The organism is Cupriavidus sp. PB-02, assembly GCF_058252315.1.
This window is the reverse complement of sequence record NZ_CM177694.1, coordinates 4,271,456-4,283,742: the sequence shown is the minus strand read 5'-3', so window position 1 is coordinate 4,283,742 and position 12,287 is coordinate 4,271,456. Positions and strand designations below refer to the sequence as shown.

Below are 12,287 nucleotides of genomic sequence, written 5' to 3'. Positions count from 1 at the left end.
CAATAGACGCCTCACAGGGTGCGGCGGCAGCACATGCTAGCCAGTCGCCAGGCACCAGCGGGAGCCGCCCCGCGCACAGATAAGAAGTCCGCAGGCAGGCCGCAGGAGCGGCCGGCCTGACGGAAAACGCGGCACCAAGGGCCTACCAGGCCGGTTCGGACCATTGTCAGTGCCGGGCATCACCCCGGCAGTTCAGCAAGAGGGCGGGCAGGAGACATGAACCAGCAGGAAACCATCCTGGAAACGCGGAACCTCACCAAGGAATTCAAGGGGTTCACGGCAGTGAGCGACGTCAACCTGCGGGTGCGACGCGGGTCGATCCATGCATTGATCGGGCCCAACGGCGCGGGCAAGACCACTTGCTTCAACCTGCTCACCAAGTTCCTGGAGCCGACCACCGGCACCATCCTATTCAACGGCATCGACATCACCCGCGAGAAGCCCGCGCAGATCGCGCGCCGCGGCGTGATCCGTTCCTTCCAGATCTCGGCGGTGTTCCCGCACCTGACGGTGATGGAGAACGTGCGCATCGGCCTGCAGCGCCAGCTTGGCACCGCGTACCAGTTCTGGCGCAGCGAGCGCTCGCTGAACGTGCTCAACGACCGCGCCATGGAGCTGCTCGAGCAGGTCGGGCTGACCGAGTTCGCGCACACCGTCACGGTGAACCTGCCGTACGGCCGCAAGCGCGCGCTCGAGATCGCCACGACGCTGGCGATGGAGCCCGAGCTGATGCTGCTGGACGAACCCACGCAGGGCATGGGCCATGAGGACGTGGACCGCGTCACGCAGCTGATCAGGAAGGTCTCGGCGGGCCGCACCATCCTGATGGTGGAGCACAACATGAGCGTGGTGTCGTCGATCGCGGACAAGATCACGGTGCTGCAGCGCGGCGCGATCCTGGCCGAGGGCCCTTACGCTGAAGTGTCGAAGGACCCGCGCGTGATGGAGGCCTACATGGGTACCGTCGACGCGGAACTGCAAGGCGCGCACTGAGGGGCACGACATGACGACATCGAATACACCTGCCCTCGAAATCAAGGGCCTGGAGGCCTGGTACGGCGAATCGCACATCCTGCACGGCGTGGACCTGACGGTGAACCGCGGTGAAGTGGTCACGCTGCTGGGCCGCAACGGCGCCGGTCGCACCACCACGCTGCGCGCGATCATGGGCCTGACGGGGGCGCGCAAGGGCTCGATCAAGGTCAATGGCCATGAAACCATCAGCCTGCCCACGCACAAGATCGCGCACTACGGCATTGGCTATTGCCCCGAAGAGCGCGCCATCTTCTCCAGCCTCTCATGCGAAGAAAACCTGATGCTGCCGCCCGTGCTCAAGGGCGCCGACACCAGCAAGGGCATGAGCGAGGCGGATATCTACGAGATGTTCCCGAACCTGAAGGAGCGCCGCCAGAGCCAGGGCACGCGTCTTTCCGGCGGCGAGCAGCAGATGCTGGCGGTCGGGCGCATCCTGCGCACGGGTGCCAACCTGCTGTTGCTCGATGAAATCTCGGAAGGGTTGGCACCGGTGATCGTGCAGGCGCTCGCGCGCATGATCCTGATGCTCAAGCAGAAGGGGTACACGGTGGTGATGGTGGAGCAGAACTTCCGCTTCGCCGCGCCGCTGGCCGACCGCTTCTACGTGATGGAGCATGGCAGCATCGTCGAGCGCTTCGCGGCCAATGAGCTGCAGGCCAAGATGCCGGTGCTGCACGAACTGCTCGGGGTCTGATCCGCACGGATCATTGGTTGCTGTTTGGCAGGAACGGGTGGCGCGCATGCCGCCGCAAATCAGGAGACATAGACATGAAAAAGACTCGGCTCGCGGCCGCGATGGCGGCCATTGCCATGGGTGCGGTTTCCTTCAGCGCCGTTGCCCAGGTGTCGGGCGACACCGTGAAGATCGGCTACATCACCGACATGTCGGGCCTGTACGCCGACATCGATGGCCCGGGTGGCCTGGAAGCCATCAAGATGGCGATCGAGGACCGCGGCGGCAAGGTGCTGGGCAAGCCCATCGAGATTGTCTCCGCCGACCACCAGAACAAGGCCGACATCGCCGCCTCCAAGGCGCGCGAATGGATGGATCAACAGGGCCTGGACCTGCTGCTGGGCGGCACCAACTCGGGCACCGCGCTGGCGATGAACAAAGTGGCTTCGGAGAAGAAGCGCGTCTACATCAACATCGGCGCCGGCACCGCGCGCCTGACCAACGAAGAGTGCTCGCCGTACACGGTGCACTACGCCTATGACACGGTGGCGCTGGCCAAGGGCACCGGCAGCGCGGTGGTCAAGCAGGGCGGCAAGTCGTGGTTCTTCCTGACCGCCGACTACGCCTTCGGCCATTCGCTGGAAAGTGACACCGCGGCGGTGGTCAAGGCCAGCGGTGGCACGGTGGCGGGCCAGGTGCGCCATCCGCTGTCGGCATCGGATTTCTCTTCGTTCCTGCTGCAGGCACAGTCGTCCAAGGCGCAGATCCTGGGCCTGGCCAACGCCGGCGGCGACACCATCAACGCGATCAAGGCGGCCAAGGAATTCGGCATCACCAAGTCGATGAAGATCGCCGGCCTGCTGATGTTCATCAACGACATCCACAGCCTGGGGCTGAAGAACACCGAAGGCCTGCTGATGACCGACAGCTGGTACTGGGACATGAACGACGACACCCGCAAGTTCGCCAACCGCTTCTTCGGCAAGATGAAGAAGATGCCGAGCAGCCTGCAGGCGGCGGACTACTCGGCGGCCAGCACCTACCTGAAGGCGGTGGAAGCGGCCAAGACCGACGACCCGGACAAGGTCATGGCTGAGTTGAAGAAGATGAAGATCAACGACTTCTACACCAAGGGCTATATCCGCCAGGACGGCCGCGGCATCCACGACATGTACCTGATGCAGGTGAAGACGGCAGCCGAATCGAAGAAGCCGTGGGATTACCTGAAGGTGGTGGCGACCATCCCGGGCGATCAGGCCTTCACCACGGTGGCCGACTCGAAGTGCGCGATGTTGAAGAAGTAAGGCGCAGCAGGCCTGCGACGGTTTGCTCCCCTCTCCCGCTTGCGGGAGAGGGGCAGGGGGAGAGGGCGGGCGTCGGCCGGAGCGCGACGCCGGTAGACGCGGCGCGGCGTGACCAATGCCTGCGCCATTGTTGAAGTTCGTAGCCCCTTCCGCGCCGGCCCTCTCCCCCAACCCCTCTCCCGCTCGCGGAAGAGGGGAGACCCCACCAGCAATCGATGCTCATGGACATCTTCGGAATCCCCTTGCCTGCCATGCTCTCCCAGCTATTGCTGGGGCTGGTCAACGGCGCTTTCTATGCGATGCTGAGCCTGGGCCTCGCGGTCATCTTCGGCCTGCTCAACGTTATCAATTTCGCGCACGGCGCGCTGTTCATGCTCGGTGCGGTACTGGCCTGGATGGGCATGGAGTACGCCGGGCTGAACTACTGGATCATGCTGCTGCTGTCGCCGCTGGTCGTTGCCGCGCTGGGCGTGGTGATCGAGAAGACCATGCTGCGCTGGATCTACAAGCTCGACCATATCTACGGCCTGCTGCTGACGCTGGGCATTACGCTGGTGATCGAGGGCATCTTCCGCTCGATCTACGGCGTGTCGGGGCTGCCGTACTCGACGCCGGACGCGCTGCAGGGCGCGACCGATCTGGGCTTCATGATCCTGCCCAACTACCGCGCGTGGGTCGTGGTGGCGTCGCTGGTGGTGTGCTTCGCCACCTGGTACGTGATTGAGAAGACCAAGCTGGGCGCATACCTGCGCGCCGGCACCGAGAACCCCAAGATGGTCGAGGCCTTCGGCGTCAACGTGCCGCTGATGGTGACGCTGACCTACGGCTTCGGCGTGGCGCTGGCCGCGTTTGCGGGCGTGCTGGCTGCTCCGGTGATCCAGATCTCGCCGCTGATGGGGCAGAACCTGATCATCATCGTGTTCGCGGTGGTGGTGATCGGCGGCATGGGTTCGATCATGGGTTCGATCCTGACCGGCCTGGGGCTGGGCGTGGTCGAGGGCCTGACCAAGGTGTTCTATCCTGAAGCATCGTCGACCGTGGTGTTCTTCATCATGGTGATCGTGCTGCTGCTGCGCCCGGCCGGGCTGTTCGGGAAGGAGAAGTGATGAGCGCACCATCCACATCATCGACGCAAACGCCGGTGGCGGCCAACGCAGGCCAGGCAGGAAAGGGACAAGGCGTGCAGAAGAAACTGTTGTACGGATTGCTGTTGCTGGCACTGGTTGCCGCGCCGCTGGCGGGCGCCTATCCGGTGTTCGTGCTCAAGGTGCTGTGCTTCGCGCTGTTTGCATGCGCCTTCAACCTGCTGATCGGCTATACCGGCCTGCTGTCGTTCGGGCACGCGGCCTTTTTCGGCGGCGCCGGCTACGTGGCCGGCCAGGCGATGAAGGCCTGGGGCGTGACGCCGGAGATCGGCCTGATCCTGGGCACGGCCACCGGCGCTCTGATCGGCTACGTGGTGGGCTCGCTGGCGATCCGCCGGCAGGGCATCTACTTCTCGATGATCACGCTGGCGCTGGCGCAGATGCTGTTCTTTATCTGCCTGCAGGCGCCGTTCACCGGCGGCGAGGACGGCCTGCAGGGCATCCCACGCGGCAAGCTGTTCGGCGTGCTGTCGCTGTCTAGTGACCTGACGCTGTACTACGTGGCACTGGTGATCATCGTCGCGGCCTTCGCGCTGATCGTGCGCACGGTGCATTCGCCGTTCGGCCAGATCCTGAAGGCGATCAAGGAGAACGAGCCGCGCGCGATCTCGCTGGGCTATGACGTCGACCGCTTCAAGCTGACCGCCTTCGTGCTGTCGGCGGCGCTGTCGGGGCTGGCCGGCTCGATCAAGGCGCTGGTGCTGGGCTTCGAGACGCTGACCGACGTGCACTGGTCGATGTCGGGCTCGGTGATCCTGATGACGCTGGTCGGCGGCCTGGGCACGTTGTCGGGCCCGATCGTCGGCGCCTTCGTGGTCGTGGCGCTGGAGAACAAGCTGGGCGACATCGGCAGCTTCCTGGCATCGACCACGGGCTTCGGCTGGTTCAATACGCTGGGCGAGTCGGTGACGATGGTGACCGGCGTGATCTTCGTGATCTGCGTGCTGACCTTCCGCCGTGGCATCATGGGCGAGCTGCTGGCGCGCTTCGGTCGCAAGCAGGAGTGACCGCCGATCGACATGCCCGAATCTGGGGCTAGGGTTTTTTCTAGCTTGTCCTCGATGCACCGCTTCGTTACATTCCATATACGGTTTTCGCAGGTTAAATGGAGGCGGAAGCGAGGAGACGACAGGCGCGCACCCGGTGTCGGGTAGCAGCGTTATAAATAAAGGGCGTTGCCGGGTGATCCTCGGCAACGCTTTTTTCATTTGGGCTTCCCTCCGCGCCTGTGTCGCATTCGCCCCATCCTGGGGCATCCATGCCGCATCGGCATCACCTGGCCCCCTGCCGCGTGAGACAATGCGGGCGCTCTCCGTTGCCCGCCATGCCCGCCGTTCCTGACTCTCCCGATTCCCCAGACACCCCCGGTGGTCCCGGCTCACCCGCGCCGCAGGGGTTGGTACGCCTCGGGCTGGGTGCCGATGCGGCCATACTGGCGGCCTGGCTGGACGTCGTGCAGCCGCTGCCGGTGCCCGCCGCCCGCGCGCGCCGGCTGATGCTGGATGAGTTGCTGGCCCAGTCCGGGCGCGGCATCTGCCTGATCGCGCACGGGGCGGCGCCGGACGATGTGCTGGGTTGCCTGCCGGTGGCGCTGGTGCCGAGCCTGGACCTTGCCGGGCTGGTGGCCTGTGCGACGGAGTGGTGGGTACGCCCCGGCTTGCCGCCCGAGGCCGGCCGGACGTGCCTGCAGGCCTGCTGCGACACGCTGGCCGACTGGGGCCGCGCCCACGGCATCCGCCACGCCTTGCTGGCGCCCGCGCTGGTGACCGCGCTGGTGTCGGGGAAGGGTGGCCCGCCAGCGGGCTTCAGCCCCCACGGCAGCGGCATGTGGCATCGCAGCCTGGTGCCCGCCGCCAAGGTGCTCGGCTGAGCCGGCACGCCTGGCCGCGCGCCTGACGTTCCCCTCCGTTTCTCCCTTCTCGCTTTCCCGTTTCCTGCAATGATGGAATTTGCATTCCTGGCGGTTGCCGCCTTTCTCGCCGGCCTGATCGATGCGGTTGCCGGCGGCGGTGGCCTGGTACAGATCCCGGCCCTGTTCTCGGCCTATCCCGGCATGTCGCCGGCCACGCTGCTCGGCACCAACAAGGTCGCGTCGATCGCCGGCACCGCCAACGCGGCACTGCGCTACGGCCGCAGCGTGCGCATCTACTGGGGTGCTACCGCGCCGGCGGTGGTGGCGGCCTTTATCTGCTCGATGGCCGGCGCCTGGGCGCTGACCATGCTCCCGGCCGAGCCGATGCGCAAGGCGTTGCCGTTTATCCTGGTGGTGCTGCTGGTCTATACGGTCGCCAAGAAGGACCTGGGTACGGAGCACGCGCCCACGCTGTCGGGCGGGCGCGAACGGCTGGCCGCGCTGCTGGCCGGCGCGGTGCTCTGCTTCTATGACGGCGTGTTCGGTCCCGGCACCGGCAGCTTTCTGATGATCGTGTTCGTGCGCGTGTTCGGCTATGACTTCCTGCACGCGGCGGCCTCGACCAAACTGGTCAACCTCGCCACCAACCTGGCGGCGTTGCTGCTGCTGGCCAGCAAGGGCCATATCTGGTGGCAGCTGGGGCTGGTGATGGCGGTGGCCAACGTTGCCGGCAGCCAGGTGGGCAGCCGGCTGGCGCTGCGGCATGGCAGCGCCTTCGTGCGCAAGGTGTTTATCGTGGTGGTGAGCGCGCTGATCCTGAAGACGGCGTGGGATGCGTTCCTGCGTTGATCCGGCCAGGGCCTGCGCCGTGGCGCGATGCGGGTTAATCCTCCCTTTTCGCGCCAAAACGCTGTGATAGACTCGATCCGCATTCCCGACCGTGCGGTCGGTGAATGACGGAAGCGCCAAGTCCGGGGGCTGGTGCGGACGGGAGAAGCGGAACGGTGTCGCATCGTTCCTGGCTGTAGCGCGGGCGCCAGCGATGTGCCTGCGTCAGACCCGAGGGGTCACTAGAAAAGGGGCATCCGCCGGCGGACGCCGGACGGATGCCTTTCCGTTTCAGGAACCGAAGGAGACAAGATGGATTTCAAGCGCGCCAGCCTGCTGGCAATCGCGGCGGCCAGCCTCAGCCTGGTTCTCGGCGCAGCCCACGCACAGGTCAAGGTCGGGGTCACGGTATCGGCCACGGGTCCGGCGGCTTCGCTGGGCATCCCGGAAAAGAACACCTTCACGCTGATGCCCAAGGAAGTGGGGGGCAAGAAGATCGAGTACATCGTGCTCGACGATGCCTCCGACACCACCACCGCGGTCAAGAACACCCGCAAGCTGATCAGCGAAGACAAGGTCGACGTGGTGGTGGGTTCCACCGTGACGCCGAACTCGCTGGCGATGGTCGACGTGGTCTCCGAGAGCGAAACGCCGATGATCACCATGGCTGCCTCGGCCCGCATCATCGAGCCGATGGACGCCAAGCGCGCCTGGGTCTTCAAGACGCCGCAGAACGACTCGCATATGGCTACCGCCATTGCCGAGCATATGGGCAACAACAACGTGAAGACGGTGGCCTTTATCGGCTTCGCGGATGCCTATGGCGACAGCTGGGCGCAGGAATTCGCCAAGGTGGCGGACATGCGCAAGATCAAGGTGGTCGCGAACGAGCGCTTTGCCCGCACCGATACCTCGGTGACCGGCCAGGTGCTAAAGATGATGAGCGCCAACGCCGACGCGGTGCTGATCGCAGGCTCGGGTACGCCCGCTGCGCTGCCGGCAAAGACGCTGAAGGAGCGCGGCTACAAGGGCAAGATCTACCAGACCCACGGCGTGGCCAATGCGGACTTCCTGCGTGTGTGCGGCAAGGACTGCGAAGGCACCTTCCTGCCGGCCGGTCCGCTGCTGGTGGCCGAGCAGCTGCCTGACAGCAACCCGGTGAAGAAGCCGGCGATGACCTACAAGACCGCCTATGAGAAGGCGTTCGGCGGGCAGGTCTCGACCTTCGGCGGCCATGCCTGGGATGCGGGCCTGATCCTGCAGCACGCCATCCCCGAAGCGCTGAAGAAGGGCCAGCCCGGCACCAAGGAATTCCGCAAGGCGCTGCGCGACGCGATGGAGCAGACCAGGAACCTGCCGGTCTCGCACGGCATCATGAACATGAGCGCCACCGACCACCTCGGCTTCGACCAGCGCGCCCGCGTGATGGTGCAGATCGTCGACGGCAAGTGGAAGCTGCTGACGAAGTAGGGCTGGCAGCGCTTTCATTCACCGCATCGCTTCGCTAAGGCGGGACGCAGCACAAGCGCATGGTTCGGCCATGCGCTTTTTTTTGCCCGATGCGGATTGCACGACGCACGGCCTGGCGCCATCCTGAGCGTGGGGTCGTTAGGGTTGCCCTGTATTTGCGCTATGGGCAATCCGTTTACTATTTCGTAATCCCAACGCGCTCAGCGCCCTGTCGGCCCCCTTCGATGCAGGCAGGTATTTCTACGACACGGGGAGACAATGGACTTATCTATCGCTGCCATACTGGCGCAGGACGGCATTACCTCGGGCGCGATCTACGCGCTGCTGGCACTGGCCCTGGTGCTGGTGTTCTCGGTGACCCGCGTCATCTTCATCCCGCAAGGGGAGTTCGTGGCCTACGGCGCGCTGACGCTGGCGGCGATGCAGGCGGGGCACGCGCCACAGACCAGCTGGCTGCTGCTGGCGATGGGCGTGCTCACCTTCCTCTATGAAACCGTGACCGTGCTGCGCAGCGCCGAGCTGCGGCGCACGCTGGGCCAGCGCCTGGGCGTGCTGGCCGGCAAGTACCTGGTGTTTCCGCTCGCGGTGCACTGGGTGGCGCAGCAGTATGGCGCGCAGCCACTGCCGATGCTGGCGCAGATCGCGCTGACGCTGCTGATCATCATCCCGCTCGGGCCGATGCTGTACCGGCTGGCTTACCAGCCGCTGGCCGAGGCCAGCACGCTGGTGCTGCTGATCGTCTCGGTCGGCGTGCACTTTGCGCTGGTGGGGCTGGGGCTGGTGATGTTCGGTGCGGAAGGATCGCGGACCACGGCATTCTCCGATGCACGCTTCGACGTGGGCGCGCTCAGCATCTCGGGGCAGAGCCTGTGGGTGGTGGGCGTGTCGGCGTTGCTGATTGGCGCGCTGTACTTCTATTTCGAGCGCACGCTGCAGGGCAAGGCGCTGCGCGCGACCGCGGTGAACCGGCTGGGTGCGCGCCTGGTCGGCATCGGCACCACGCAGGCGGGGCGCCTGTCGTTCACGCTGGCCGCGGCGATGGGTGCCTTGTGCGGCATCCTGATCGCGCCGCTGACCACGGTCTATTACGAGTCGGGCTTCCTGGTGGGCCTGAAGGGCTTTGTCGGGGCCATCGTCGGCGGGCTGGTCAGCTATCCGGTCGCAGCACTGGGTGCGCTGCTGGTGGGGCTGCTCGAATCCTATTCGTCCTTCTGGGCCAGTGCGTTCAAGGAGGTTATCGTCTTCACACTGATCATCCCGGTGCTGCTGTGGCGCTCGCTGACGAGCAAGCATGTCGAGGAGGAGGAATAAGCCATGACCATGCTGACCGACAAGCAGGCGGCCGTGGCCGGAACCGAGGCAGGCAGCCGCGCGCGCCTGAACCGCAACCGGGTGCTGGTGCTGGCGTTTATCGTGGTGCTGGTGCTGCTGCCGGTACTGCCCACGCCGGAATTCTGGATTACGCTGGGCAACTACATCGGGCTGTACAGCATCGTGGCGATCGGGCTGGTGCTGCTGACCGGCGTGGGCGGCATGACCTCGTTCGGACAGGCCGCCTTCGTGGGGCTGGGAGCGTACAGCACCGCGTACCTGACTACGCAGTTCGGGCTGTCGCCGTGGTTCGGGCTGCTGGTGGGGCTGGTGATCACGGTGGCCTCGGCCTATGTCATCGGGCTGATCACGATGCGCATGTCCGGGCATTACCTGCCGCTGGCGACGATCGCGTGGGGCCTGTCGTTGTTCTTCCTGTTCGGCAACCTGGAATTCCTCGGCAAGTATGACGGGCTGAACGGCATCCCGGTGCTGTCGTTCCTTGGCATCGAGCTGCAGTCGGGCCGCTCGATGTTCTACCTGATCTGGGCCGTGGTGCTGGTGTCCGTGCTGGCGATGCAGAACCTGCTGAACTCGCGCCCGGGCCGGGCCATCCGCGCGCTCAAGGGCGGCGGCGTGATGGCCGAGGCCATGGGCGTGAACACGGCGTGGATGAAGGTGGTGATCTTCGTCGTGGCGGCGATCCTCGCGTGCGTGTCGGGCTTCCTGTACGCGCACCTGCAGCGCGCGGTGAACCCGACGCCGTTCGGGCTGAACTACGGCATCGAGTACCTGTTCATGGCGGTGGTTGGCGGCGTGGGCCACGTGTGGGGCGCGGTGCTGGGTGCAGGCATCCTGACCATCCTGAAGGACGTGCTGCAGGGCGTGTTGCCCAAGCTGCTCGGTGCCAACGGCAACTTCGAGATCATCGTCTTCGGCGTGCTGCTGGTGTTGTTGCTGCAGTACGCGCGCGATGGCATCTGGCCGTTCCTGCGTCGTCTCTTTCCTTCGGGCCCGGCGGTGTTGGCACCGGCGCAAGCCGAGGCGTTGGCGGTGCGGCAGAAGCCTGAGGCCGGCGAGCTGATCCTGGACGTGCGCGCCGCGCGCAAGGAGTTCGGCGGACTGGTCGCGGTGAACGATGTCAGCTTCCAGGTACGGGCCGGCGAGATCATCGGCCTGATCGGTCCCAACGGCGCCGGCAAGTCCACCACCTTCAACCTGGTGACGGGCGTGCTGCCAGTCACGCGCGGCGAAGTGCGCTACCGCGGCGAGGTGATCTCGGGCCTGCCGTCGCGCGAGATCGTCAAGCGCGGCATCGGCCGCACCTTCCAGCATGTGCACCTGCTGCCGACCATGACGGTGCTGGAGAACGTCGCCATCGGCGCGCACCTGCGCGGCGACTTCCGCGCGCAGGGCGGCGTCTCCGCTGCGATCCTGCGCATGAACAAGGCCGAGGAAGAGAAGCTGCTGTTCGAGGCGAAGCGCCAGCTCGAACGCGTAGGCCTGGCCGACTGCATGTACATGGAAGCCGGCAGCCTGGCGCTGGGCCAGCAACGCATCCTGGAGATCGCGCGCGCGCTGTGCTGCGACCCGGCGCTGTTGCTGCTCGACGAACCGGCCGCCGGCCTGCGCTACAAGGAGAAGCAGGCGCTGGCCGAGCTGCTGCGCAAGCTCAAGGGCGAGGGCATGAGCGTGCTGCTGGTCGAGCACGACATGGACTTCGTGATGAACCTGACCGACCGGCTGGTGGTGATGGAATTTGGCACGCGCATTGCCGAGGGCGTGCCCGAGGAAGTGCAGAAGAACCCCGCGGTACTGGAAGCCTATCTCGGTGGCGTGGAGTAAGGACCCGACATGAGCCTGATTCTCGAAGTGAAGGACCTCCACGTCCGCTACGGCAAGGTGGAGGCGGTGCACGGCGCCAACCTGAAGGTGGAAGCCGGCAAGATCGTCACCGTGATCGGCCCCAATGGGGCCGGCAAGTCGACCATGCTCAATGCGATCATGGGCGCGCTGCCGGTGAACGGCTCGTCAAGCGGATCGGTCAGCTACCTCGGCCACGACATGGCCGGCATCCCGGTGGAGGGGCGCGTCGCGCGCGGCATGTGCCTGGTGCCGGAGAAGCGCGAGCTGTTCGCGTCGATGACGGTGGAGGACAACCTGCAGCTTGGCGCCTTCCGCCGCAAGCGCGCGGGCGAGAAGAACTATCTCGACCAGATGGATGTGGTCTACGACTTGTTCCCGCGCCTGCGCGAGCGCGCGCGACAGGAGGCGGGCACGCTGTCCGGCGGCGAGCGCCAGATGCTCGCGGTGGGCCGCGCGCTGATGGCCAAGCCGCAACTGCTGATGCTGGATGAACCCAGCCTGGGGCTGGCGCCGCTGATCGTTAAGGAGATCTTCCACATCATCAGCAACCTGCGCACGACGGGCGTGGCGACGCTGTTGATCGAGCAGAACGCGCGTGCCGCGCTGCAGGTGGCGGACTATGGCTATGTGATCGAGACGGGGGACATGTCGATGGAAGGGCCGGCGGATGAGCTGGCGGCGAATCCAAAGGTGATCGAGACTTACCTTGGATTGGCAAAGAAAGCGGCGTAAACGTCGCGGCGATTGCCGGATGAATGAGGGCCTGCGGCTGCAGGCCCTTTTTTATTTTTCCTGTGAATAAC

At 65.5% G+C, this 12,287-nt stretch carries 11 protein-coding genes; all 11 read left to right on the top strand.

The window, feature by feature from the left end; all coding sequences use genetic code 11:
* Nucleotides 1-216 precede the first annotated feature (216 nt).
* Nucleotides 217-993 carry an ABC transporter ATP-binding protein gene (locus AC10V3_RS20230; protein ID WP_022537022.1) on the top strand — a complete coding sequence of 259 codons (777 nt, stop codon included), beginning with the start codon at nt 217-219 and terminating at the stop codon, nt 991-993.
* 10 nt (nt 994-1,003) lie between these two features.
* Nucleotides 1,004-1,729, top strand: coding sequence for an ABC transporter ATP-binding protein (locus AC10V3_RS20225; RefSeq protein ID WP_022537021.1), 726 nt, complete (start codon nt 1,004-1,006; stop codon nt 1,727-1,729).
* A gap of 74 nt (nt 1,730-1,803) precedes the next feature.
* Nucleotides 1,804-3,012 carry an ABC transporter substrate-binding protein gene (locus tag AC10V3_RS20220; protein ID WP_022537020.1) on the top strand — a complete coding sequence of 403 codons (1,209 nt, stop codon included), beginning with the start codon at nt 1,804-1,806 and terminating at the stop codon, nt 3,010-3,012.
* A gap of 221 nt (nt 3,013-3,233) precedes the next feature.
* On the top strand, nt 3,234-4,118 hold the full coding sequence (locus AC10V3_RS20215; protein WP_010811285.1) for a branched-chain amino acid ABC transporter permease: 885 nt from the start codon (nt 3,234-3,236) through the stop codon (nt 4,116-4,118).
* Nucleotides 4,118-5,164 (top strand): branched-chain amino acid ABC transporter permease, encoded by a 1,047-nt coding sequence (locus tag AC10V3_RS20210; RefSeq protein WP_022537018.1) that lies wholly within the window; start codon nt 4,118-4,120, stop codon nt 5,162-5,164. The genes AC10V3_RS20215 and AC10V3_RS20210 overlap by 1 nt, the downstream gene beginning before the upstream one ends.
* Before the next feature lie 317 nt (nt 5,165-5,481).
* A complete protein-coding gene (locus AC10V3_RS20205; protein ID WP_490922849.1) occupies nt 5,482-6,027 on the top strand; it encodes a hypothetical protein in 546 nt (181 codons plus the stop codon).
* 72 nt (nt 6,028-6,099) lie between these two features.
* Complete coding sequence (locus AC10V3_RS20200; RefSeq protein WP_490923691.1) at nt 6,100-6,858, top strand: sulfite exporter TauE/SafE family protein; 759 nt, start codon at nt 6,100-6,102, stop codon at nt 6,856-6,858.
* Between the two features lie 291 nt (nt 6,859-7,149).
* The gene (locus AC10V3_RS20195) at nt 7,150-8,307 is read left to right on the top strand and encodes an ABC transporter substrate-binding protein (RefSeq protein WP_349605718.1); all 1,158 of its coding nucleotides are present in this window, start codon (nt 7,150-7,152) and stop codon (nt 8,305-8,307) included.
* 258 nt (nt 8,308-8,565) lie between these two features.
* Nucleotides 8,566-9,618 carry a branched-chain amino acid ABC transporter permease gene (locus tag AC10V3_RS20190; protein WP_454752528.1) on the top strand — a complete coding sequence of 351 codons (1,053 nt, stop codon included), beginning with the start codon at nt 8,566-8,568 and terminating at the stop codon, nt 9,616-9,618.
* A 3-nt stretch (nt 9,619-9,621) separates the two neighbouring features.
* Complete coding sequence (locus tag AC10V3_RS20185; protein WP_454752527.1) at nt 9,622-11,463, top strand: branched-chain amino acid ABC transporter ATP-binding protein/permease; 1,842 nt, start codon at nt 9,622-9,624, stop codon at nt 11,461-11,463.
* Between the two features lie 9 nt (nt 11,464-11,472).
* Complete coding sequence (locus tag AC10V3_RS20180) at nt 11,473-12,216, top strand: ABC transporter ATP-binding protein (protein WP_022537012.1); 744 nt, start codon at nt 11,473-11,475, stop codon at nt 12,214-12,216.
* Nucleotides 12,217-12,287: the final 71 nt, after the last annotated feature.

Bases quoted from the DNA above. Each gene is read 5' to 3' on its own strand.
- AC10V3_RS20185 (WP_454752527.1), top strand. From the start codon at position 9,622: ATGACCATGCTGACCGACAAGCAGGCGGCCGTGGCCGGAACCGAGGCA.
- AC10V3_RS20200 (WP_490923691.1), top strand. From the start codon at position 6,100: ATGGAATTTGCATTCCTGGCGGTTGCCGCCTTTCTCGCCGGCCTGATC.
- AC10V3_RS20210 (WP_022537018.1), top strand. From the start codon at position 4,118: ATGAGCGCACCATCCACATCATCGACGCAAACGCCGGTGGCGGCCAAC.
- AC10V3_RS20215 (WP_010811285.1), top strand. From the start codon at position 3,234: ATGGACATCTTCGGAATCCCCTTGCCTGCCATGCTCTCCCAGCTATTG.
- AC10V3_RS20225 (WP_022537021.1), top strand. From the start codon at position 1,004: ATGACGACATCGAATACACCTGCCCTCGAAATCAAGGGCCTGGAGGCC.
- AC10V3_RS20230 (WP_022537022.1), top strand. From the start codon at position 217: ATGAACCAGCAGGAAACCATCCTGGAAACGCGGAACCTCACCAAGGAA.
- AC10V3_RS20180 (WP_022537012.1), top strand. From the start codon at position 11,473: ATGAGCCTGATTCTCGAAGTGAAGGACCTCCACGTCCGCTACGGCAAG.
- AC10V3_RS20195 (WP_349605718.1), top strand. From the start codon at position 7,150: ATGGATTTCAAGCGCGCCAGCCTGCTGGCAATCGCGGCGGCCAGCCTC.
- AC10V3_RS20220 (WP_022537020.1), top strand. From the start codon at position 1,804: ATGAAAAAGACTCGGCTCGCGGCCGCGATGGCGGCCATTGCCATGGGT.
- AC10V3_RS20190 (WP_454752528.1), top strand. From the start codon at position 8,566: ATGGACTTATCTATCGCTGCCATACTGGCGCAGGACGGCATTACCTCG.
- AC10V3_RS20205 (WP_490922849.1), top strand. From the start codon at position 5,482: ATGCCCGCCGTTCCTGACTCTCCCGATTCCCCAGACACCCCCGGTGGT.